Source organism: Rickettsia endosymbiont of Seladonia tumulorum (genome assembly GCF_964030815.1).
Classification (GTDB): domain Bacteria; phylum Pseudomonadota; class Alphaproteobacteria; order Rickettsiales; family Rickettsiaceae; genus Rickettsia.
In genome coordinates, this window is record NZ_OZ034963.1 from 1,440,813 (window position 1) to 1,466,056 (window position 25,244).

Sequence of the window (25,244 nt, forward strand, 5' to 3'; positions counted from 1 at the left end):
ATTATTCAAGTTTTTGTAAAAATATTTCGAATTTTTTATTTACTAAAATTATTACATTTAAGTCTATAACTTCCTGAGATTTAATTTCTTTAATAAAATCAAGAAAATTCTTAATTAAACTTTTATTATTATCAATCCATAAATCTAAATCAATAGTTGTTTGAGATTTATTAATAATTTTTATTAATAATCTACGTTGTTTGTCATATAAGTCATCTTTTAAGGATTGTAGACCCAAACGACGCCAATATGAATCGTTTAATTGTCTATCACAAGTTTTACGTAACCAGTCTAAACTAAACATATTACCGATTGTAAAATAAGCTTTTGCCATTTCTTCATCATTACCTGATACTTGTTTCGTTACATGTATTATATCAAATACCGAAATCAAACTATCAAAGGTAAGAATATCTTTAGCAAATGATTTGTCTATTCCGTTACTTACATAATAGTTTAACTTTTCTTCAAACTTTATTTTTGCTTCTCCGGCTAGTAAATTACCTACTACTTCTCTTAGATTCTGTGCAGGTTTTTTAAACTCTTCTATGGTTTTACTAATATTAATTGGATGTTTTAAATTTTTGATAACCCAAGAAATACCACGACGCATTAATTTTGTTATCTCAGTAAACATATCAATCTTAATGTTATAATCGATATTAGTAGCTAGATTGCTTACCTTTTCCCATATATCATCAAGTTCAAAAATTTCACAAATAATAGTATATGATCTTATTATGTCGCAAAGAGGAGCACCAGTTTCACGTTTTGTTATGCTAATAAGTGGTCCACCAAGCTGATTAACTATTTTATTTATTACAACAGTTTTAATAATTTCATGCTTAAGAGGATGAGATAAAATTTCTTCACGAAACTTCTCTTGCATTATTTTAGGAAAATAATTTACAAGATAAGAATCGAAATATTTATCATGAGAAAAGGTTGAGTTACGTAATTCATGAGAAGCCGATCTTTTACTATATGAAAGTAATAAGCAAAGTTCAGGATGAGTTAATACTTCCCCGTTTATGGCTCTTCTGTTTAATTCTTCGGAAGTTGGTAAAAATTCATTCTCACGTACTAATATTTTTTCTTCTTCTAAAATATCTATAAACTGACTGAATATACTGACTGTTAAGGTAGGCGATAACTGCATAATCGTTATTGCTTCGGTTTGCTTATAATTATCCTCTAAAACCAATTCTTCAACTTGCTTTGTCATATCAATTAACAGCTTGTTACGCTCATCTAAAGTAACCTTACCGGAAGCAACAGAATTACTAAAAGCAACTTTAATATTTACTTCATGGTCAGAACAATCAACACCTGCTGAATTATCAATAAAGTCGGTATTGATGCGTCCACCTTTTTTGGCATACTCAACTCTGCCTCGTTGCGATACACCGACATTTCCGCCTTCCGCAACAACCTTTGCTCTAATTTCTTCACCATTACATCTTAAATTATCGTTCGCTTTATCGCCGATCTCTAAATGATTCTCTGTTTTCGCTTTAATGTAAGTGCCTATACCGCCATTCCATAGCAAATCAACTTCAGCTTTTAAAATAGCTTTAATTAGCTCTTCAGGTGATATTTCACTATCATTTACATCGAGTAATTTTTTAATTTCCGGTGATAATTTTACCGACTTGCTACTACGCTCAAATATCCCGCCGCCTTTAGAAATCAGCTTACTATCATAATCAGACCAGTTAGAACCTTTTAAATTAAATAGACGTAAACGCTCATTAAAGCTTGTTAAAGGATCAGGGCTTGGGTCAATGAATATGTGCTTATGGTTAAAAGCAGCAACTAGCTTAATAGCTTTCGAGCGAAGCATCCCATTACCGAACACGTCACCAGACATATCGCCTATCCCTGTGACAGTGATAGGGTCTTTCTGTACATCTATACCTAAAGTCTTGAAATGATTAGTTACTGAAATCCAAGCACCTTTAGAGGTAATAGCCATTTTCTTATGGTCGTAACCGGCAGAACCGCCTGAAGCAAAAGCGTCATCAAGCCAATAATTATATTCTCTGGAAACACTATTAGCATAATCTGAAAATGAAGCTGTTCCTTTATCGGCAGCAACTACTAAATATGGGTCTTCCTTATCGTAAATAATGATATCTTGAGGGTGTACTACCTTGCCATCAACTATGTTATCGGTAATATCTAGTAAACCTCTAAGGAAATTCTTATAACACTCAACGACCTTTGCCATATATTCATCACGACTCATTCCCTCATCAGTAAAGTGAAGATAAAAACCGCCCTTAGAACCAACAGGTACTATAACAGAATTTTTAGTCATTTGTGCTTTCATAAGCCTAAGCACTTCATATCTATAATCTTCTGCTCTATCTGACCATCTAAGTCCTCCACGTGATACAGGACCACCTCTTAAATGTACTCCTTCAAAACTTCTTGAATAAACAAATATTTCAGCAAATGGGATCGGTTGAGGTAAATGGGGGACTTTAGAGGAATCGAACTTAAATGAAAAATAATGTTTGTTAGGTTGATAGTAATTTGTTCTAGTAACAGCCTCAAGAATACCAAGCATACTACGCAGTACTTTATCCTCACTACTTACTTCAACTTTTAATAAATAATCATTTAATTGTTTTTTGATATCTTTGAAGTCGTGATCGAGATGTTTAGGGTTAAATTTTATATCAAATAGATTTACTAATTTTTTCGTATATTCAGGATGTTTAAGAAGTGTCAATTGCACATAACCCTTGCCGTAACTAAAACCTGTTTGATGTAAATATCTTGTTAGAGCTTTGACTAGTTTAACTTGCTTCCAGTTAAAACCGGCAAGTACTATTAATTTACTTAAAGAGTCATTAGCAAGCATGCCAAGAACCATTTTGTCTAAGGCTTCTTCAACATTTATTTTTAGCTCTTGAATATTATCTTTTACTGGTACTACGGAAGTTAAAATAAAATTATATATCCAGCTTTCTTTAATCTCACCGACTTCTTTAATTACAAAGCTCTGTTCGTCGATTGCACTAAAGCCTAAATTTTCTATTGGTGGTAATATATTAGAAAGAGCAAGACTTACTCCTGGACTATATATTTTTAGATAAAATTCTGATTCACCTGTAGCAATCAAATTAAACATGCGTCTTTGATTCCTACTTGCTTCAGTTAAATATTCAATATCTGTTAAAGCTATTTCAGGAGAAAATTTTTGCCTATAATCAGCAGGAAAAATATTATCAAATAATTTAAAATTAATTCCTGCTTGATATTCACCAAATTTTTTAGAAAGTTTCAAATAAAAATCTTCACTCCAACATCTAGAAATACGATCTAAATCTTGCTGAATTTTTTCCGCTTCAAAATTTATTTTATGCTTATCTTGTGCTTCAAGGGTGACAAAAAGATAAGAAAAGCTGCCTACTACTTCAGTGATATAGTTAGATAGGATTTTACTGCCGAATTTCTCAGCTAAATAACAATCTATCATGTTATGTATTTCAGAAGTTAGACGCTCTCTAGGTAAGAAAATTATAATATTTAAAAAAGAACTAGACCAATCATATTGAATGAATAATTTAAGCTTCTTACTCATCATACTAGAAAGCATATGTAAGCACATGCAATATAAATCACCTTGATCAATTTGAATTAAAGCTTCACGAGGTAAGGACTCCATTAAAATTTTTAACTTATCAGCATTATAACCAGACAATGCAAAACCAGCTTTCCCTATTACGAAGTTAAATTTCTGCCTAAGAATTGGGATATTACTTATTGAATGGTAATACATATTTGAGTTATATATACCAAAAATTATACTTCCTGAAATATATTCACCAAAAGAGTCAAATTTCTTTACTAAAATATAATCAATTAAATTATCTGTATGAATAAACGAGGCACTATTTATTTTACCAAGTATTATTAGCTGGTTTTGATATAATGGGCTAGCGGAACATTTTACAATGTCTTCAATCTCATCTTTTACTTCTTGCCATATTTTTGTTGTCCCAATCTTATTACTTAATTTTGTAGAATTTACTTCAAAATCAATAGTACCTAATAAAATTAAATTATCATTTTGTAACCAACTTAAAAATTCTTTAGCCTCTACGGAATTCAGTTTCTCATTATCGATTATATTTTTAGATAAATCTTGGAGCTTTGCCTGCATATTTGGCAAGGAATTATGGCTTTCCTCAAGCTCATCTAGCCTATCATTTATAGCTTTTGTTAGTAAATTAGCTGCACTATCATCAAAATTTCCGAGGATTGTTAAATGTAATATAGATTCTGATTTTTTTTCTGCGGCTGAATTTTCTAGTATTTTTTCTAGGTTGCCTTTACTATCACGAGTACATTTTATTACCGGATGCAGCAAAAATTTAGTTTGCAGTGCTTTATTCTTAAGAAGACATACGATAAAATCAACAATATGCGGTTTATTATCAAGCAATATTAACACATTTATTGCTGGATCGTTTTCAATAACAGTATTTGTTATTGATATTTTCCTCTCGCCTTTTTCTCTATACTTAAAAAAGTTAAAAGCTTCATCGGCAAAATCAAAAAATAGTTTTTGTTTATTCTCAAAATCATAATCAATAGGAATATAACTTAAAAATTTTTCAATAAATTCGACATATAAAGAATTTGACTCCTGTTTTTTGCTAAGTTCTAAAATTTTAGCTTTATGGTTTGGTATTTGACAGTTTAACCGACCGGAATCTAAAAGAGGTGTTTTTGGCGTCATGATTTTCTCAAGTAAATATAGCTTATTTAATTTGTTATTATATTATATATTATTTAATAAACAATACTCTTCTGCTTTAAAGCTTTGTAGAAGAGTTATTAAGGTGACATCGTTTTATATTAGGAGTATTAAAAAAATGGAAACGATATTTGCACAAAGCTCTAGCTTTGGTAAAGCAGGGGTAGCAGTTTTTAGAGTTTCTGGAGCTAAAAGTTTAGAAGTTTTAAAGTTACTAACTGGTAAATCTAATTTTAAACCACGCTTTATGTATTACCAAAAACTTACTTCCCCAGAAAGCAATGACTTAATCGATAATGCTATGGTTGTTTATTTCAAAGCACCTAATAGCTTTACCGGCGAAGATGTGGTAGAAATTCATACGCACGGTAGTAAAGCCATCTCTATAATGCTTACGAATGCTTTACTGAATATACCTAGTGTTCGTTTGGCAGAAGCAGGGGAATTCACTAAAAGAGCTTTTCTAAATAATAAATTCGATTTAACTGCAGCAGAGGGCATTGCCGATTTAATTAATGCTGAAACAATTATGCAACATAAACAGGCAATTAGGCAAGCAGGGGGAGCACTTGAAGAGCTATATAATAGCTGGCGAAGTCAATTGCTGCGGATTATATCTTTACTTGAGGCATATATAGATTTTCCTGATGAAGATATACCGGAAAGTGTATTAAAAGATGTTACAAATACTCATAAAACACTTATAAACACAATATCCGAATATCTTAATGATAACAGAAAAGGGGAGTTGCTCCGAAGTGGATTAAAGCTTGCAATTATAGGACCACCAAATGCTGGCAAGTCTAGCCTACTTAATTTCCTGATGCGAAGAGATATTGCAATTGTCTCAAATATAGCAGGTACTACTAGAGATATAATTGAGGGGCATTTGGATATAGGCGGATACCCTATTATTTTGCAAGATACAGCAGGTATAAGAGGCGAAAGCAATGATGTTATAGAACAAGAGGGGATAAAGAGGGCAATAGATTCAGCAAAAAAAGCCGATATTAAAATTGTGATGTTCGATGCTGAGACTTTAGACTCTACAGTCAATGAAGATATAACAGGTTTGATTGATGAAAATACTATTGTAATAATAAACAAAATTGACCTTATTCCCGAAAATAGAATATTTAATATAGAAAATAAATATAGATGCTTAAAGGTTTCAATTAAAAACAATATAGCTTTACCAAGTATATTAAAAAACATTGAAGAAATTGCTGAAAATATGGCAGGTTTTACTGAAACGCCTTATATAACAAATGAACGCCATCGCCATCACCTTAAGCAAGCTCTTGCCTATCTAAAAGATTTTAACCTTGATAATGATTTAGTTCTAGCAACTGAAGATATCAGAATGACTATGCGTAGAATAGGTGCTATTACAGGCATTATTGATGTTGAAGAAATCCTCGGCGAGATATTTAAGAATTTCTGTATAGGGAAGTGATGAATTATTAGAAAAACTTCTTGCTTTTTCTTGCGATAGTTAGTAATAGATTTTTATCACTCACAATATATTAAAATTAGATAAAATTATGAAAAAGAAATTAACTAACGAAGAAGTTGATAGATTAAAAAATATCATGGAAGCACAAGAAGCAAAAAGAAGAGCAGAATATTTAAGAGAGGAAAAAGAAGCAAATATTATTAAGGAAGAATCAGTAAGTTTAGAAAATACATATGATAGTGAAGTAGTAGCAACTATGTTGAGCATAATAAATGAATATATGCCACCTTATGCTCGAGGATTTAAAGAAGTTGCAATTAAGGAACAACACTATCTTCAAGCCGGTCATAAATTATTTAATGAGGGTGATTATCAAACAGCAATGTTTGCCTATAAGAAAGCTTTCGAATGTGGAAACGTAAAGTATGAGAGTGGAAAAACACATTTTGATCTTAATTTTGATGTTGAACCATTTTTAGCTATAGGAAATGTTTTTGAAATTGAAGAGCAATATGATAAAGCAATGGCATTCTATAAAAGCCATAAAACAAAAAGATAATTTTCAAATTTCAGAAAGTACAACAGTGATGTTTGAAAATCAACTTGATTATTATAATAAATCTCTTGCAAAAGCTTATTGTTATAAAGCTCTATTATTAGAAAAATTGAAAGCAATTGATGAAGCTTTGCAAAATCTTGATGAAGCCATAAAATATAATAAGTTTTCATGTGTAGCTTACTGGGAAAAAGCAAATATTTTAAAAGAAGCAGGACAGTTTGATAAAGCAATAGCAGTTTATGATGAATTGATGACTCATGAAAGAAATATGAGCGATAACGATAGAATTGTCACTGAAACTTATCATTATAAAGCACAACTTTTAAAAAGGATGGGTAAAAACGAAGAAGCTATTGTAAATTTTGACGAATTTATTACTTCTGACAAGGGATATTTAACTCCAAAGAAGATCAGTTTACAAGACGCTTATTGGGAAAAAGCAGAAGCTTTAGACAATTTAAATAAAACAGGCGAGGCTAATTACTGTAAAGGTCTTGCTTTATATTATTCAGAAGAAACAAATGATCATAAGGAATCTATAGCTTTTTTTGATGAAGCTTTAAAATATGCTAAGGAAGCTGACAATATCTTCTTATATAACTTTTATAAGGGTTGTTCATTAGTTAAATTACATCAAGAAATTGAGGCAAATGAATGTTTTAATAATGCTGAGGCTAATGCTAAACATCAAAATATACAAATATTTTTACAAGCATTTACACAGTTTAATAGTCAAATTATTGAACGGCAGTTTAGTGAAATAAATACAGATGACTTATTAACAAAAAGAGAAAGTTTCATACAAGACTTTACTCGGCGAGTATTATTAAAACTAAATAAACCAGATTCGGGTAATTATATTGACAAAGAATTGGAATTCTTGACTAAACAATTAGGAGAACTTAATAGCTCACTAAGTTTGGAAATAAGCGAAACTAATCAAACTACTTCAGATGTTGCTGAATTTGTACCACCTATGGGTGAAGACACCAATATGCAAGATCATCATGATATTAATTAATAACGTTTTGCTGAAGTTGCTATATAATTTACTCTACTCGGTGTTATCTAGTTGCTTGTACCTGCGGTATCCAGAAAATAATAAAAAATACTAATTTTATTAGTATTTTTTAACTGGACCCCGTGAATAAATCACGGGGTTATAGGAGTAAGACTACCCCTCAAAAATAACATCACTGTAAAATGACAATTTGGAGCTGAATAATTACCCAGTAATCTTTGTACAACGGTAAAATTGAGAGATAAATTATTACTGCTATTCTATATATCATCCCTTACGTTCGCTCAATACTTAATTTATACCTTTATTAACTTGACGGTGCCATCGATTGTTTTTGGGGAGGATTACCTTTTAAATAATCTACTAAATAGCGAGCAAATTGGTTATTTTGAACTGGCAAACTTACAATATTTTTAATATCCTTTCTAATGGAAGATAAAGGATCATTTTTATTTTTTATATTCATAATATAACCATGTAATTCTTCTTTATTATTCGCAGTATACATACCTTGCTGCATCATTTTTCCAATTTCATTTAAAGAACTTTTAACAGGAGTATAGATGATAGGTCTTCCTGTCAAAAAGAACTCTGCCATAGTAGAGCTAAAATCACCTATGTACAAATCTGCAGTCATTATAGTATCTAAGAAATCTCCACTATCTTCAATCCTAAAATTTTTTAAACACAATAATTCCTTAATAAGCATATTATAAGAATGACGCTTCATAATTTTTGTATTTTCGACCAATTGCCATTCTAACAATGGATGACTATAAAATACAAAGTCAATATTACTATCAGTTTTAACAAGAGTAATAAAGTAATCAAGATATTTTAAAAAATTAGAACTCTCTGATGTTCCTGTCCATCTAGGTTTCCAGACTATTCTGAAAGATTTTTCTCTCGAAAGACTCCAACGTTTTGGGAAATCTTCATAATTGTGTAAATATTTTTCACATTTTAAGTATCCTATAGCTTTTGCCTTTTCAGGCATTTTTTGATTGATTTCTTTTTCTATATATTGATTTTCTACAAAAATTTTCCACATTACTTTTGTAAAAGGATTTTTTTCTAACAATCCCTTGTAGAGACCCGTATGTTTTATCATGTTAAGACCATAAGAAATATGTGCAATGCGAGCGTACTGAGCAACATGAGTAGAATGAAACAATTCGGATTGCCTATAGTCATCGTATAAAATTTGATATATAACAAGATCAGGAGAAAAAGATTCAATATCTATATACTCTTTTGAACATGAGTTATATCCCATTACATACGGTATGTTTCTTTCGTCAAAATAATTAGCTAGCTCTTCGATATTATTGAATACATAGTTTTTATTTTCACATGGGATAAGTATAAATTGTACATCAAAGAATTTATCCTGTTTAATTTCATTATAAAAACTTTCAAATAAATTAAATGTAGGATTTTGAATAATAAGAATTATTTTCATCTAATGGTCCTTAAGAAAAAACTAAAATATCGGTCTTTAGAAGTTAAGACGGACTGTTGAAAAAGTGCTTTATACCTAATCCTTTCTATGTAATAACTTAAAATTTTACTAAATAAACGCATTTTAGCGTAAACTAAGAGTTTATATTTTGTAATATATTTAAATCATTGTAGACTTTTTCAACAGCCCGAAGATTTAATCTTACAGATATTTAAAATCTAAATGTATGCTTCTGTTAAATTTTTTAACTTTTGTTGTTCTTCATATTTTTGCTTATATTCTGTATTTAGCAAGATGTTTTTCTCATGATTAGAAACTCTTCTCGTGATTTCATATGCATTTGTTGCCTTTCTGTTCCATATATAGCCTAATTTCGGCACCGTCAAGTTAATAACGGTATAAATTAAGTATTGAGCGATGGTAATAACAATTGTTCACGTTTTTGTGATGATATTTTTTTAGTTAATAGAGATAAACCGATACATCGCTTAACTCTTGAAATTTGAGTTTCAATTAGTGTCCTAATTCCATAACAGTATTTTGCGTCATTGCGAGGAGGCATTCCTTGGGTAGATCAGTTCCACTTTGGTCATCCCGTGTAGGCATTGCCAGCGTGGATCGAAAAACGCCCTAAGGTAGTCATCTAGTTGCTTAACCACGGAATCCAGAAGAACAATAAAAAATACTAATAATATTAGTATTTTTTAACTAGACCCTGTGATTTATTCACGGGGTGACAGGAGTAAAACTAACCTATGCTGGCAACGCCTATAATTTAATCAACTGAGATTTATTTCCAAACTCTTCTATTCCTTTTAAATCGGTGGCTGTGACCCATAATTGTAGATTGATGCTTATAAAAAATTCGGTTAAATAGTTTCGTCTTCTATCATCTAAATGAACAAATACCTCATCTAAAAGCAAAATAGGAGCTGTTTTAGTTAACTTTATAGCATAATTCATCTCGGCAAGTATTATTGCAATTAAAATAGCTTTCTGCTCACCAGTAGAGCAAAATTTTGCCAAGATATTCTTATATTTATGCTTAACCAAAAAATCACTTTTATGGACTCCAAAGCTGGTGCGACCAAGTAATTTGTCTTTATCTCTTGTTTTATGAAGCTCTGCTGCAATAAAACCAACAACATCTTCTTCGCCGTTTAATATTTTCTGCTCTACCATGCCATCAATTGATAACTCAGCTTTTGGGAATTCGTTTTCAAGTTCATCAATTGCTTGCTGCATAAACTCTAAAGTTTTGAGACGATTATTAGCAATGTAGATTGAAGTGTCAGCCATTTTTTCTTCAATAGTTTTAAGCCAATTATTATCCCACATATCTTCAGCTAGAATTTTATTCCGCTCCTGCATATAATGTTCATATTTACTAACTAATTCTGCATGTTTTGGATCAAAATTATAAACTATTCGGTCAAAAAATTTTCTTCTATCACTAGTACCACTTGTAAAAATCCCTTCCATTTGAGGAGTAAGCCATACCATACTGGTAAATTTACTTAACTCATTATTGGCGATCTTAGAATTATTATATTCGGTTGTTCTTCTATTGGATATGCGTTTGATTTGTGTGCTAAACTCTGCAAGCCCAAGCTTACTTTGCAATAAAGCCCTAACAGAGCAATGATCTTCTGACTCTCTACATATATCAGCAAGCCTTGCTGATCTTAAACCTCTACCTGGATAGAAAAGCGATATTGCTTCTAAGATATTAGTTTTACCACTGCCATTTTCACCAATAATAGTTATTGGAATGTTATCGGTTTTTAGCTCGAGATTTTTGAAATTACGATAATTCTCAACTATTAAAGAATGTAAGAAAATATTTTTCATTTAAAATTAAATTATTTAGATACAATATTCATGCCATCAAGAAATTGCCATAGCAATTTTGCTCCTTCTATTGCTCCTTGATATGTTAATTTTTGTTCCTTTGCGTCTAAATCCTCAATCAAGTTTGCACATTCTTGAGTATGCCATTGATCAATTTCGCTATGAACAGTGAAAAATTGTAATGTTTTGTAATCTGAAATTCCATAGAATTTTTTTAATCCTTGAATTTTGGAGTCAGATACTTCCGGAGTTTGACGCTCATAAGCATAAAGAGCACCAAGACCTTCAGCAAAAGATTTTTCTGTTAATTTAAAATAACCTTGAACAAGTTTTTTGGTTGAGTTTAGTTCAGGTTCTAAAGTAAAACTGCTTCTTGAACAACCTAACCCTTCAGCAAAACGTTTCCATAATTCCGGATGATTTTCGTCTCCTTGTTCTTCTTCTATAAGATTACCAAGTAATATCTGTCTAGTTTCTATATCACTACATTTAGAATGTATTGCACTTATATAGCGTGGAAAAGCTGCAACATGATGATAATATTCTTTTGCATAAGTTTGTAAAGTAGAATGACTAAGTTTTCCCATATTCCATAATTGATAAAATGGGTGATTTAAAAGATTATATTGTTTAAGATCTGTATTGAGCTGTTCTAAAAATTTCACGTTACTTCCTTTTATTATTAATGTTTAGTAAATTTGTAAATTTTATAATCGTTTGTTTTATCGATCATCATTGAATCCCAACCCTCTAAAAGATCAAGAGGGAAAAAAGTATCACCTTCGTAGTCTTTATTTATCTTTGTTAGTAGAAACTCATCGATAAGATTTTGTTTTAGAAAAAAAGTAGCTATTTCTGCACCTCCAACCATAAAAATTTTTTTATCGCTAAAAAGCTTTATCACTTCCCAAAACTCATCCAAAGATTTCACAAAAAACACGCCATTATCGAAAAATTGAGTAGGTATATTTTTTGAAAAGACAATACAAATACAGTTTTGCAAGATTTTAGAAGGCAATGAGTCAAAGGTTTTATGCCCCATGACTATAATATTATTTTTCACTATTTGATAAAAATACTCAAATTCTTTAGGGTAAGACCAAGGCATTTGACCTTTCAGACCTATTATTCCGGTAGGATCGCATGCCATTATGCCGGTAATTTTTATAATAAGAACCTCCAAATTAAATTTAGGATAAGACTTTAAAAAATTTTATCCTATACTGACGTTTTAACTATTTGCTTTGCTGCGAAAAATCTTTGATGATCTTCAACATTATGCACTCGTAAATAGTTGACCACATTTTCAGCTAAATATTTTGATATTGCTATTGTTTCTAAATCTCTTTCTTTTGCGATAGAATTATAGAAAGCAGAAATATAAGATTTTCTTGAGTGACCAACTAATATCTCACATCCTAATTTTTTAAATTCTTGAATATTTTGTAGTATATGTAAATTTTGGTAAACAGACTTTCCAAAACCTATACCAGGATCAAAAATTATATCTTTTCTATCAAATCCACATTTTTCTAATTTTACTATTTCTTGCTCTGCCCATATATTTAAGCTAATAATCGGAGATTTATCAAAATCAAGACATTGCTGTTTTTGTGGCGGAACGGTTAGCGAATGCATAATAACAATTTTACAATTATAATCTGCAATTAATCGTAATGTATCATTATCTAAATTAGTTTTAACTAAGTTAATACAATGAACGGGATATTTTTTTAGAATTCGTTTTATCACTTCAGGTGAAAAACTATCGATACTAATAAGGGCTTCTGTTTTTTCTATAACTCCTTTTAGCTCTTCAAGAACACTATCAAGCCTAGTATATTCTTCATCCTCACTAATCATAAAAGCAGAGGGACGTGTTGACTGAGCACCAAGATCGATCATACTAGATCCTGCATCCATTAAATGTACAAAATTCTTAACGGCATCTTCCTTATGAAAACTCAAACCTCCATCAGAAAAAGAATCAGGAGTAATATTTAAAATACCAACAAATTGAGGATTTAAAATAAGTGAGCGTATAACCCCTTGATTTTCGATTAAATGGGCTATTTCTGCAAAAGTTTTATCGTTATAGAGGTTATTATCAGGGCAAATATAACGGCATTCTATGCTCAAGCTTGCAATAAGATGAATAAGAAACGGTCTATTTAATAATTGGGAATGAGGTATTTTTAAATCTGGTAAATCTATATAATAATTATCCCAAAGTAAAATATCTAGATCAATAACTCGTGGACACCATTTATCATAATTGTCTTTTCTGCCTATTTGCTGTTCAATCTTTTTAAGCACAGTTAGCAATGCATTGGGCAATAAAGCAGTAGTACCTTGTACCACCATGTTAAAATATGGCTTATCCCAACTACTATCTGCGTTAGGTGGTAGAATAGCTTGCGTCTCAAAAATAATAGATTGCCTAAGTAGTACAAAACCATAGCTTTTGAGTAAATTTAGAGCTCTTCTAATATTTAAAAATCTGTTGCCTGAATTACTGCCTATAGAAATATAAATCATATACTATTTTTCCCTGAGTAAGAAAAAGAGACCCCGCCATGTACTCCTGAAACTGGTGATTTTAATTTAGTAACAGTTACCTTTAAAAAAACTTTTTCTGATTTAGTTTTGATAAGATCATGATAAATAATATCATATATTCGGGCTGCTAAATATTCGATAAGATTAAAGCGATTCTCCTGACAAATCTTTTGTATCAGTCTTACAGTTTCTGCATAGCAAATGGTATCATCGATATTATCAGTTTGAGTAGCTAGTGGAGGAGTAGCGAAAATTAGTTTTATATTAATTTCTACAGCTTGAGCATGGTGTTTTTCTTCAGAGCCGCAACCAAGATGTATCCAAGTTATTAATTTTTCAATATTAAGTTCGCATGAATGATTTAAGTTGAAAGTGCTTTCTCCATAATAATTGAATTAATTTTATTAAACTATAAGGCTTTTGTAGAAGAAGACAATATTTAAATTGAAATACCGCCGCTTTTTTTAAAACCGGCACGAGCTCTTTCAAGCTTTTTAATAAGTTTAGGGGAATATGATTTGATATCTCTTGGCTTTCCACCCTCATATTTTTGGGCTAATTTCATTCCACCTCTAATAAAATTATAGGCAAAGTTCATTAATTTTGTCTCACCGGCTATCCTTTTCGGATTCATAAACATATAAATCTGATAAACAGCAAAACTTTTGATCAAACGCTTTAGGTCTATTCTTGCCTGCTTAGTTAAGCCTTGTAATTTATCTTTCGGGTTTGCAAGGTTTTTATTAGCATCTCTAACAATTTTGGAATGTTGATGCATTAAATAGTTACTGACTTCGGAAATATTTTTACTGATAAGTTTTTCATCCATCTTCAGCATTTTAAGCTTTAGATTTTTAGTTTTACCTAAATATTTGCGGATCAATAAAATAATTTGTGATTGGAGTTGAGTTAAATCCATAGTTTGTTCATTTAAGATAGCAAGTATCTGCTCTATCTCATATTCAAAATCTTCATTTTGGCTCAACTCCTCAAAAAGCTCTTCTACTTCTGTGCTTTCAAGTACAAGCGAGTCGCTAATACCCATTAAAGCATCTTTTATTTGCTCAACAATTTTTTTTGTATCATCAGCTGGATAATCTTGAGTCATATCTAATTTGTAATTAAATATATTTATTTTATACTATCACCTCATTTTTACTTGTCTATAAAAATTATATTAAGATATTTTAATTACCTGAGTCTGAGTAATAATCAGAATCGTCACCACTTAGTAAAACATCCTTAGGATTGTAAATAGGGCGTGAGAAATCTACAGATGTATCTTGCTCTATATTTTGAGGAATATCAAATTTTTCTGCTAATTCCTTATATCCTGTAGCTTGCATAAAATATTCTGTTTTATTATTATTATTCGGTAAAACTGTATTTGCTAGATTTCTATATATATCAGATAATTTTAAGTAATCCTTAGGCTCAACTATTCCTTCCATTTTACCTATAGCAATAAGATAAGCTTTTGTTGCATCATCTATTCTGCTGTGTTTTTTATAATATCCTGCCTGCAATAAATACTCATCTGCTAAATTCCTATTATTTATCTGAGAGTTATGCATCATATCATCGATTAATCCATTAAATGCTTTTTCCTCATCATCAATACATTTAGTTTTTCTTAAATATTCTAATGCTTTTGCATATTCTCTTTGCTGTAAATATATGTTACCGAGTTTTGTATTTGCTTTAACAGAATCTAGTGCAGCAGCTTTTTTATATAAATCTATTGCAGAAGGTATACTTACAACTTGTGCATGCTGACAATAAATTTCAGCTAATTGATTTTTGTACAATTCATCTTGTTTATTATGAAAAGCGATAGATCCATGCGTTGCTATTAATAACTCCCCTAACGAATTATAAGCACTCTGTTCTTGCATAGGTGCTATTTGGCTATGTAGTAGCTTACTATATATTACTTCAGTAAAACTTTTTTCATCAATAGATTTAAATGCTGTAATACAAGTCCAAAGAGATTTAGCTTGTTGCTCACTAATCGAACTTACTAATTTTTTAAAGTTACTTATACTATCAAGTATGATCTTAGACATATCTAAAGATTTAAAAGATATACAATGAATATTGTTTGTTAATGTATCTGTAATATCCTTTAAATTTTGAATCTTAGCATCTTTAATAGATTTTAAAAAAGCTTTTAGATTTTCTATGTTATTTATTTGATTTATATCTAAAATCTTACTATTTTTTATATCTTGATAAAAGTCTTTAATAGCATCATTTAGCTTACCAACGAATGAAAACTCATCACTTTTTAATACAGTTTTAAAAGACTCTTGGGATGAGCTATTTGTAGAGCTTATTTGTTTCTCTCAATATATCTAGGATGTTTAGGGTGTTTAGGATGATTGATCATAATTAACCTATTACTTAGTTGTTTTTTCTAATTAAATCTAAACTTTTAGATTAGCTTAATAATTTAGATAAATTAATTAATAAATCTTAACTAAAAAGATTTGATGTGATAAAAATAACACTAAACAAATATTGCAATATTTATACGCATGTATGATTATTTTTACTTTATTTACTAGACTAATAAGCTTTATAATTGTAGTTATTTCTAATTATGTATAAATTTTAATAATATATTTTCGTTAACTAATTTCGGCAGGGTATGAAAAAACATAAAAACCAAATGTACCTAATAAAAATCTTCATAGCCTTAGCTGTAATCACTGGCATAATATATCTATATTTATTTTACTCTTCGTTTGAACCATCTCAGATTTATATTAATACGAAAGTTAGCGATAAAAATAATTCTCAAGCCATCAAATTCGCTCTTAAGAATCAAAAAGGGAAAGTTTTTAATGATAAAGATTTAAAAGGACATCTAAGCCTAATTTACTTTGGCGTTACTTACTCGTTAGATGATGAGAATGCATTGAAAAAGATAGAGGATATTATAAAGATTTTACAAAAAGAAAATATCGTAGTGCAGACAGTATTTATTACTCTAGATCCAATAAATGATACAAGCGAAGTACTCAAAAAATATCTTGAAAATATAGATAATAATTTTATAGGTTTAACCGGTACAATAGATGATATTACGCAGGTTGCTAATGAATTCAAAGTATTTTTGAGCCAAAAACATTTGATACAGAAACCGGTAAATATGAACTAAAACACTCTAATTTTGTATATTTAATTAGTAGCGATGGAAAGTTTCTTAAACATTATTGCTTAGGCTTACCTAAAAATGATAGGTAAAGGTTTTCGTCATTGCGAGGAGGCATTGTCTGCATGGATTAGCTTTTGTCATCCCGTGGCGGCTTTGTTGCGTGAATCAGTTTTCCAGTTGTCATCCCGCGAGCTTGTAGCGGGATCCAGTTAAAAACACTAATAAAATTAGTATCTTTTATTATTTTTTGGATCCGTGGACAAGCAACTAGATGACACCTAAACTCATAACCCCACTAAGCTTTTTGCAAAATCGTGTCGGTTAAATATTTTCAAATCTTCTATCTGTTCGCCTATACCAATAAAATATATCGGTAAATTAAATTTCTGCACTATCCCGACAATCACGCCAGCTTTAGCACTACCGTCAAGCTTGGTTACAATAAGACCGGTTAAATTAGTAGCCTCGTTAAAATGCTCCACTTGGTTATAGGTATTTTGTCCAGTAATAGCATCTATCACTAAAACGCTATGAGTAGGGAGGTCCTCGTCTACTTTCTTGATAACTTTCACAATCTTAGTAAGCTCATCCATCAAGTTCTTTTTATTGTGAAGTCTGCCTGCTGTGTCAATAAAAAGTATATCGATATTTTGCTTAATTGACTCTTCTACTGCTCTGTAAGCAACGCTTGCAGGATCTGCTGCCTCTTCGCCGGTAATAAGCAAAGCTTTTGCTCTGGTTACCCAACCATCTAACTGATTTACGGCGGCGGCTCTGAACGTATCACATGCGGCAACTGCTACTTTTTTACCCTGCATTCCATACATTGCAGCAAGCTTACCGATAGTGGTTGTTTTACCTGCACCATTAACACCACATACTAAAACCACGTTTAGTTTATTTTCATTTAAAGTGAAAGGAATTTCTGATTCTAATAATTGCTGTTCAATAAGATTTGCTAGAGTTTCTTTTATTTCGGTAGTTTCAACTTCTTTATCGAATTTGAGCGATTTAAAATCTTCGATAATTTTAGCTGCTACCAAACTTCCCATGTCAGTTGAAATTAATAGCTCTTCCAGCTCCTCTAATGTTTCTGCATCTAGTTTTTTCTTATAAAATATCTTATTAATACCTGCTGATATTTTACCTGAGGTCTTAGATAAACCTTGCTTTAATTTGCTAAATATCGAAATCATTTTTTGTTTATGTTTATTCTAAAATGCGTTGTTATACTTATGATCTGTGATCCTGTAACTTTTTTGTTATATGGATCGAAAAGTATTTTTCAATTGCTCGCAATGACGATTCGTTATCCATGCAATAACACTGACTTAAGCACTTCCTACTTGGGAAGAGAAATGTGCCTCATCAATGCCTAAATGCTTTAATGCATTATGCCATTTATTTTCAGGATTATCAGCAAAAATAAATTCTTTATCACAATCCATAACTAGCCATAGATTTTCTTCTAGCTCTTTTTCAAGCTGCCCTGCTTTCCACCCAGTATATCCTACAATTAATAAGCTGTTTTTAGGTCCTTTACCGAAAGCTATATCTTCTGAAATTTCTAAATTAGAGCTTACTGCTAAATCATTATGAAAATCTAATAATAAGTTTTTATTATAATCTGTGGAATGTAAAAAGAATCCTTTTTCATGCTCTACAGGTCCGCCAAGATATATAGGCACCATAACAGGATTTACTATTTCATCATTTTTTATTTTAAAAAATGATTTTAAATCTATATGATTTACTAAACGATTAAACATTAATCCTATTGCACCTTCTTCTGTATGTGATAACATATAAATCAAGGATTTATGGTAGATACCTTTTGTAATTACATAAGGTGTTGAAACTAGTGTTTTACCGGATAGGTTATAAAAGATCTTATCATTCATAATAAAACTAGTATTATAATAGTTATTTATTAAGTATATAAGATTTAAATTCAATTATTCAATAGAAGTTAACAATAATGATCACATTTTTTGATATTACTATTTTTTCTATTATCACACTTTTTTCGTTTTTTGGATTATACCAAGGGATAATAGGTTTTTCGACAAGAATACTCGGTTTTATTACCTCGATAATGTTAACATATTTCTTATATCCACATATTTCGCAAATAATAAGCAAATACGTACATAATGAGGTTGTAAGAGTAATAAGTAGCGGGGTTATATCCTATATTATTTCTTTAATCTTATGCATTTTTATCGTCTATAAATTCCTAGCAATAATTTCATTTATGAGGAATGGTTTCATTGATCGATTTTTGGGATTATTAGCCGGTTTTGCAGTAGGAGCTGCTATTTCAGCCGTGATATTTTTTATAACAATGATTTTTACATCTGAAAATTATTATAAAAGTAAATCTTTAGAGGATTTCATAGCAAGCAGCAAAAGCAATAAATATTCAGGAGTGCTTAAAGATTCTTTAACTACAGAATATTTTGATGAATTAAATAAAAACATAATAGTTATTATCCCTGTTGAGACTTTAAAATCAGTTAAAACCTTAAACAGTAAAAAGATTTAGGTAATTTCAAATCTAATGATGAAAATAACCAATCTTCTCAAGAATTAGATGATGAGCTTAATGATAATGATGCATTTTCCGATGTGGATGATTAGAAAAAACGCTCGATGTCGTGTGATGGCATTTCTCGTGTGGATCAAGAGTCATCATTGCGAGGCATTGTTGCGTGGATACCAAATCGTCTGAGCTACGCGAATGAAATGAGCGTGGCAATCCAGAAAAAATAATAAAAAATACTAATAATATTAGTATTTTTTAGCCGATCCATGCGACAATGCCTTATTCCGAGGAGATTCGTAGAATCGACTTGGCAATCTCATAAAGTGGAATTCCTGAGATTAATTAGTCGAACTTTCAGTTTCTTCTCACAATGATGTTTTTTGTCTTAAGAGTCTTTAGTTTCTTTGTTTTGGCTTGATGCGGATTCTAGCATCGCTACTGCCTTATTTAGTTCTACTTGGCTACAAAGTCCAAGTAATACAGGGTCACGTGGATGAATAGATTTCATATTCCAATGGCTGCGGGTTCTAATAGCATCGATGGTAGTTTTAGTAGTACCAATAAGCTTAACTACTTGATTATCTTGAATATCTGGATAATTACGTAGTAACCAGTATATAGCATCAGGTTTATCTTGGCGTCTTGCAATTGGTGTATATTTAGCACGCTGTTTTTTCTGATTCTTCATTAATTCATAGGCAGGGCTATGAGAAATTTGTAGGACATTTTTAGGGTCTTTGCTACAACGATCAATTTCCTCCAGAGTTAGCTGACCATTTGCAATCGGGTCAAGCCCTTTAATAGATTGTGCTACTTCACCATCTGCCATACCTTTTATTTCAAGTTCATGAATACCACAAAAATCAGCAATCTGCTTAAAAGTTAATGAGGTGTTTTCAATTAACCACATAGCCGTAGCTTTTGGAAGTAGCGGTAATATTTTTTGGGAATTCATGATATTTGTTTTTTAGCTTAATAAGAAAGGTTATAACAAATTGTGCTATTTAAGTCAATCTTCATTTATGTCATCTCGTGGACAAGCAACTAGATGACACGAGGACGTTTTTCGATCTATGTAACACATTCTAGTCTTCATTTAGAAACTTGACAATTTCTTCAACTACTTTCTTAGCATCACCAAATAACATAAAGGTATTGTCGTGATAAAATAACTCATTTTCTATACCAGCATATCCTGAAGCCATAGAACGTTTAATAAACAAAACGCTACGAGCTTTTTCGACATCTAAAACAGGCATACCATAAATCGGGCTATCTGGATCATTTTTAGCAGCTGGATTAGTTACGTCGTTTGCTCCAATAACTAAAACTATATCGGTAGTAGCAAAATCTCTATTAATCTCTTCAAGCTCTAAAACTTTCTCATAATCAATATTAGCTTCAGCAAGTAGCACATTCATATGCCCTGGCATTCTACCTGCTACAGGATGTACAGCAAAACGTACGTTAATGTCTAACCCTTCTAATATATCGACCATTTCTTTTATAATATGCTGAGACTGAGCTACTGCCATACCATAACCAGGAACAATTATAACAGATGATGCATTACGCAATAAATTTGCTGCATCTTCAGGGCAGCTTGCTTTTGCTACCTTATCATCATTTATATTTTTACTAGCACCACTAGGAGCTGGTAAAAATGCACCAAAAATAACTTTGATTAAGGAGCGATTCATTGCCTTACACATTATATAGCTAAGTATAGCACCGCTACTACCAACTAAAGCTCCAGTAATAATCAACAAACTATTACTAAGGGTAAAACCTATACCGGCAGCTGCAAAACCTGAATAGGAATTTAACATCGATACTATCACCGGCATATCAGCACCGCCTACCGGTATTATAAGCAATACCCCAATTAGCAAAGATAGTAATATTATTAGGTTAAATAGAAATATATTTTCTGAGCGAATAAACAACACTATTAATGCGACTAATAATATTGTAGTCACTAAACATACATATTGCTGACCATAAAATTTTAATGGGCTGCTTTTCATTAAGCCTTGTAGCTTTAAAAAAGCAATAATTGAACCGCTAAAAGTTAAAGCACCTATAGATACACCTAGTGATATCTCTATCAAAGAACTGATAGGCAAGCTTCCTGCAATACCTATAGCAAAATTTTCAGGAGCAAGTACAGTAGCATAAGATACAAATACCGCAGCAAGACCAACAAAAGAGTGAAAGCCTGCAACTAATTGCGGCATTGCCGTCATAGAAATTTTAAGAGCAATTACCCCGCCTATTATGCCCCCAACTAATATAGTAGCTATAATAGGTAATTTATGGGCAAAATCAGGCAGAAAGAAAGTAACACCGACTGCTATTGTCATCCCCAAAATACCTATAGTACTGCCTAAACGTGCTTGTTTCTGTGATGACAAAAACTTGAGCGATAGAATAAAGCAAATAGCAGCTATGAGATATAATAATTGGATAATCTGTAAGGACATAGGTTAATATGTTTTATTTATATGTTTGCGTAAATTATATCCTCTGTCATCCCGTGGCGGCATTGCTGCGTGGATCAGTTTTTCCGTCTGAGCTAAGGAAATTACAAAGTAATTGACGAAGCAAGGAAGTATAAAAAATGCTATAAATTAGCATTTTTTATTATTTTTTCTGGATTGCCACGCTCCTTATAGTCGCTCGCAATGACGATTATACTAAAAACTAAATCCTATACCTATAGAAACTACTAAAGGATTAAGCTTAGTTCTAGAGGTAACATTTTTATTTCCTACTAAACTTGGCTTATATACAATTTTAGGATTTAAATAATATTGTTTTATGTCTAAATTTATTACTGTGTCATCTTTAGCATAGAAATCCAGACCTATTTGTCCTACAAAACCATTTCCGTTTCTTATCTTAATACCGCTAGATTGAGTGATCATATATGAACCATGATAACCTAGCCCTACATAAGGTCTAATGCCACCGAAAGGTGCCATATGAAATTGTCCTGTAATTGTTGCTGGGATCATGTAAAGAGGCTTGCTTTTACCAGGTGTTGCTCCAACGCCATAGTTATAGGATACATTACTAAGCACTGAATTTTTAGTACGTAAAACATTAAAACCTAAAGATAATTCAGTAGCAAAATAATTGTTGAAGAATATAGTAGTAGATATATCACCACCATAACCATTTTTTACAAACTCACCTATTGGAAGAGGCTGAGGAACTGTAGGAGCGGGTAAGTTTTTTTGCTTAGCATGTGCAAAAACTCCGTTTAGACGCATTTTAACGAGTAAACTTCCTTCATTTTCATAATATGGAATATCATCATAATTATATTCCGGTACAGCATTTACATCAGCTTCCATGCTTTTAGCAAAGCTATTAATGCTTATGCATGATACAAACAAAATTACTCCTAACCTTTTAGACATTCTTATCATAGTTACAATCCTTTACTTGCTTAAAATTCATTATTATATTATAACATAAGCTTTTCATCGTTATGTATTTATATTTTTTAGAAGATAAGATTCTTTCATATCAAAAGTCAAGAAATTTAAATAAAATTATAGAAATTACTGGAGTATATTAATGAATGATGCATTAAAAACATATTCAATAGGTATAGGTTGGTTCTTACTTAGTTTAGTAAGTAGTAGTGCTAACGATGTAATGTCTAAATATTTAGGAACTAGATTGCACAGTTTTGAAGTAGCTTTTTTCCGTTTTTTCTTCAGTAGCATAGTTTTATTACCTTTCGTTGCTTATTATGGTAAAAATACCTTAAAAACAAGTCGTCCTTTTGTTCATATTTTAAGGGGATTATTATTATTTTTTGGTATGACTTCGTGGACTTACGGCTTAAGTATTGCACCTGTTACTACTGCGACTGTTATAAGTTTTTCTATCCCCCTATTTACTTTAATACTTGCCGTATTTTTTCTTAATGAAAATATCATTTGGCAAAGATGGGTAGTGACAATAGTAGGATTCGTTGGGTTAGTAATTACGCTTAAACCTCATGCCGAGGATTTTAACCCCGAAATGCTCTATTTTGTTTTAGCAGCTATTTCATTTGCTATGCTTGATATTATAAACAAAAAATTTGTGGTAAAAGAGTCAATGATTAGTATGCTATTTTACTCAGCAATAGTAACTGCTGTGGTATCGATACCTGCTGCAGCTAACTACTGGCTTACTCCAACTCTTTTTGAATTAGCGTTGTTATTTATCTTAGGCAGTAGCGGGAGTTTAATATTATTTTTGCTACTTAAAGCTTTTTCTATGGTAGATGCTACCGCTACCGCTCCTTATAGATATTTAGAGCTTGTGATTTCGGCAATAGCAGCATATTTCATATTTAACGAGTTTCCAGACAAAAGTACATTGCACGGGGCAGTAATCATAATTCCAGCAACTTTATTTATAATATATTCTGAAAAAAAAGCCATGAGCAAAAAAATATGAATCGAAAAAAAATAGTATTTTCAAGCGGCATAGCCAACACTTTTGAATGGTATGATTATGTACTATTCGGTTACTTTGCACCGATAATCGGAACTAAGTTTTTCCCAAATGATGATGCTAATACTTCTTTATTGCAGGCTTTTTTAGTCTTTGCTATAGGGTATTTGGCAAGACCACTTGGAGGCATATTTTTCGGTGTTATTGGTGACAAATTTGGCAGAAAAGCAGCCTTAACTGGTGCTTTATTCTGCATGTCTGCCCCAACTGTATTAATTGGAATATTACCGACCTACCATACTATCGGTATCACTGCCACTATTTCAATGATTGTTGTTAGAATCTTACAAGGGCTGTCAATGGGCGGAGCTTTAACTGGTTCTATCTCGTTTGTTATTGAGCATACTTATCCAAAGCATCGAGGTTTTACTGGCAGTATTTCAATGTCTAGCATATGTGCTGGTTTACTGCTTGGTTCTTTTGTTTCTTATATCGTCAAGAATATCTTAAACGCTGAACAGTTTGATAGTTTCGGCTGGAGGATACCTTTTTTACTTGGTTTCTTTATTCTTTTTGCAGCTTTTTATATTAAGAACCATACGCATGAAACGCCAAATTTTAAAAATTTAAAAGAACAGAAAAAGATACAGAATTCGCCGCTAAAAAAAGTTATTACTAAGCATTGGTTTGATATATTAATTTCGATTTTTATCAATGCTCCAGGTTCGATAATATTCTATTTGCATGCAATTTATTTAGTGTCATTTTTAAAAATCAGTCGTAACTTTATTGAAAATGAAGTAAACAGCCTAGCAAGCGTATGTTATGTAATTATGATAGCTATAACATTACTTAGCGGTTATTTATCCGATGTTATAGGTCGCAGGAAAATTTTTGTAATTAACCTTGTAGTGATTATTATAGCAACTCCATTTTTACTTAATAATTTTGAAACAGGTAATTTCACCGGCGTAATTATTTCACAATTTATACTCGCAGTGCTTGCTGCTAGCTATATTGGTCCTGAGCCAGCTTTGCAGGCAGAATTTTATCCTACCGAAATACGTAACACTGCACTCTCGCTTTCATATAACACCGCTACAACTATATTTGGTGGCACTACTCCACTTGTTTTTGAGTATCTAGTACAAAAAACAGGTCAAGTTACTTCTGCAGTTTATTATATCATCTTAAGCTGCATTCTTGCATTGATAGCATTATTCTTTTACAAGCCTATCTTGGACAGTAAAAATTCAGAAGATGCTGCTATTCACTTTGAAGAATTCTATATTTTTAAAGAGGTTGATATGTGTGGTAAAGCCTTTGGATAGTAGAGGAATAATATAACAAATTCCAAATTTCTCTTGATTTAATAATAAATATGTGACAAAAAGAGTTTGGA

At 31.3% G+C, this 25,244-nt stretch carries 19 protein-coding genes and 2 pseudogenes; 7 read left to right on the top strand and 14 right to left on the bottom strand.

What is annotated here, in order from left to right:
* Position 1 precedes the first annotated feature (1 nt).
* Positions 2-4,753: an NAD-glutamate dehydrogenase gene (locus AAHF54_RS07215; protein ID WP_342170000.1), complete on the bottom strand. Its 4,752-nt coding sequence runs from the start codon at positions 4,751-4,753 to the stop codon at positions 2-4.
* Between the two features lie 136 nt (positions 4,754-4,889).
* On the opposite strand from AAHF54_RS07215, the gene mnmE reads away from it, so the two are divergent.
* The 3 genes from mnmE to AAHF54_RS07230 all read left to right on the top strand — a co-directional run bounded on the left by mnmE (position 4,890) and on the right by AAHF54_RS07230 (position 7,807).
* On the top strand, positions 4,890-6,227 hold the full coding sequence (mnmE, locus tag AAHF54_RS07220) for a tRNA uridine-5-carboxymethylaminomethyl(34) synthesis GTPase MnmE (protein WP_341788569.1): 1,338 nt from the start codon (positions 4,890-4,892) through the stop codon (positions 6,225-6,227).
* Between the two features lie 88 nt (positions 6,228-6,315).
* Positions 6,316-6,786, top strand: coding sequence for a hypothetical protein (locus AAHF54_RS07225; RefSeq protein ID WP_341788570.1), 471 nt, complete (start codon positions 6,316-6,318; stop codon positions 6,784-6,786).
* Positions 6,740-7,807 carry a hypothetical protein gene (locus AAHF54_RS07230; protein WP_341788571.1) on the top strand — a complete coding sequence of 356 codons (1,068 nt, stop codon included), beginning with the start codon at positions 6,740-6,742 and terminating at the stop codon, positions 7,805-7,807. Before AAHF54_RS07225 ends, AAHF54_RS07230 begins: the two co-directional genes overlap by 47 nt.
* Before the next feature lie 307 nt (positions 7,808-8,114).
* On the opposite strand, the gene AAHF54_RS07235 is transcribed toward AAHF54_RS07230, so the two are convergent.
* The 8 genes from AAHF54_RS07235 to AAHF54_RS07270 form a co-directional block, all read right to left on the bottom strand.
* Positions 8,115-9,269: a hypothetical protein gene (locus AAHF54_RS07235; RefSeq protein ID WP_341788572.1), complete on the bottom strand. Its 1,155-nt coding sequence runs from the start codon at positions 9,267-9,269 to the stop codon at positions 8,115-8,117.
* A gap of 768 nt (positions 9,270-10,037) precedes the next feature.
* Positions 10,038-11,120: a DNA replication/repair protein RecF gene (gene recF, locus AAHF54_RS07240; protein WP_341788573.1), complete on the bottom strand. Its 1,083-nt coding sequence runs from the start codon at positions 11,118-11,120 to the stop codon at positions 10,038-10,040.
* Positions 11,121-11,131: 11 nt separating this feature from the next.
* Positions 11,132-11,785: a CADD family putative folate metabolism protein gene (locus AAHF54_RS07245; RefSeq protein WP_341788574.1), complete on the bottom strand. Its 654-nt coding sequence runs from the start codon at positions 11,783-11,785 to the stop codon at positions 11,132-11,134.
* Positions 11,786-11,802: 17 nt separating this feature from the next.
* Positions 11,803-12,270: a dihydrofolate reductase gene (locus AAHF54_RS07250; protein ID WP_341788575.1), complete on the bottom strand. Its 468-nt coding sequence runs from the start codon at positions 12,268-12,270 to the stop codon at positions 11,803-11,805.
* Positions 12,271-12,338: 68 nt separating this feature from the next.
* Entirely contained in the window at positions 12,339-13,658 is a 1,320-nt protein-coding gene (folP, locus tag AAHF54_RS07255) for a dihydropteroate synthase (RefSeq protein ID WP_341788576.1), read from the bottom strand.
* On the bottom strand, positions 13,655-14,020 hold the full coding sequence (locus AAHF54_RS07260; RefSeq protein ID WP_341789247.1) for a dihydroneopterin aldolase: 366 nt from the start codon (positions 14,018-14,020) through the stop codon (positions 13,655-13,657). Before AAHF54_RS07260 ends, folP begins: the two co-directional genes overlap by 4 nt.
* A 98-nt stretch (positions 14,021-14,118) precedes the next feature.
* On the bottom strand, positions 14,119-14,787 hold the full coding sequence (locus tag AAHF54_RS07265; RefSeq protein ID WP_342170001.1) for a DUF5394 family protein: 669 nt from the start codon (positions 14,785-14,787) through the stop codon (positions 14,119-14,121).
* Positions 14,788-14,866: 79 nt separating this feature from the next.
* Positions 14,867-15,745 (bottom strand): hypothetical protein, encoded by an 879-nt coding sequence (locus tag AAHF54_RS07270; RefSeq protein ID WP_342170002.1) that lies wholly within the window; start codon positions 15,743-15,745, stop codon positions 14,867-14,869.
* Between the two features lie 584 nt (positions 15,746-16,329).
* Here AAHF54_RS07270 and AAHF54_RS07275 point away from each other — a divergent pair.
* Positions 16,330-16,928, top strand: a pseudogene (locus AAHF54_RS07275) (SCO family protein).
* A 195-nt stretch (positions 16,929-17,123) separates the two neighbouring features.
* Here the strand turns inward: AAHF54_RS07275 and ftsY are convergent.
* Complete coding sequence (ftsY, locus tag AAHF54_RS07280; protein ID WP_342170003.1) at positions 17,124-18,035, bottom strand: signal recognition particle-docking protein FtsY; 912 nt, start codon at positions 18,033-18,035, stop codon at positions 17,124-17,126.
* A 135-nt stretch (positions 18,036-18,170) separates the two neighbouring features.
* Positions 18,171-18,740, bottom strand: coding sequence for a YqgE/AlgH family protein (locus AAHF54_RS07285; RefSeq protein WP_011476723.1), 570 nt, complete (start codon positions 18,738-18,740; stop codon positions 18,171-18,173).
* Between the two features lie 77 nt (positions 18,741-18,817).
* Between AAHF54_RS07285 and AAHF54_RS07290 the strand changes: the two are divergent.
* Positions 18,818-19,479 (top strand): annotated as a pseudogene (locus AAHF54_RS07290) (CvpA family protein).
* Positions 19,480-19,769: 290 nt separating this feature from the next.
* Here AAHF54_RS07290 and AAHF54_RS07295 read toward each other — a convergent pair.
* The 3 genes from AAHF54_RS07295 to AAHF54_RS07305 all read right to left on the bottom strand — a co-directional run bounded on the left by AAHF54_RS07295 (position 19,770) and on the right by AAHF54_RS07305 (position 22,818).
* Positions 19,770-20,339 (bottom strand): cell cycle transcriptional regulator TrcR, encoded by a 570-nt coding sequence (locus tag AAHF54_RS07295; RefSeq protein WP_341788581.1) that lies wholly within the window; start codon positions 20,337-20,339, stop codon positions 19,770-19,772.
* Between the two features lie 130 nt (positions 20,340-20,469).
* A complete protein-coding gene (locus AAHF54_RS07300; RefSeq protein ID WP_341788582.1) occupies positions 20,470-21,867 on the bottom strand; it encodes an NAD(P)(+) transhydrogenase (Re/Si-specific) subunit beta in 1,398 nt (465 codons plus the stop codon).
* 213 nt (positions 21,868-22,080) lie between these two features.
* Complete coding sequence (locus tag AAHF54_RS07305) at positions 22,081-22,818, bottom strand: OmpW family outer membrane protein (RefSeq protein WP_341788583.1); 738 nt, start codon at positions 22,816-22,818, stop codon at positions 22,081-22,083.
* 151 nt (positions 22,819-22,969) lie between these two features.
* Here AAHF54_RS07305 and AAHF54_RS07310 point away from each other — a divergent pair, with 151 nt between their 5' ends.
* Together AAHF54_RS07310 and AAHF54_RS07315 are read left to right on the top strand one after the other, a co-directional pair.
* Positions 22,970-23,845, top strand: a complete 876-nt coding sequence (locus tag AAHF54_RS07310; RefSeq protein WP_341794669.1) for a DMT family transporter — start codon at positions 22,970-22,972, stop codon at positions 23,843-23,845.
* Positions 23,842-25,173: an MFS transporter gene (locus AAHF54_RS07315; protein ID WP_342170004.1), complete on the top strand. Its 1,332-nt coding sequence runs from the start codon at positions 23,842-23,844 to the stop codon at positions 25,171-25,173. Before AAHF54_RS07310 ends, AAHF54_RS07315 begins: the two co-directional genes overlap by 4 nt.
* Positions 25,174-25,244: the final 71 nt, after the last annotated feature.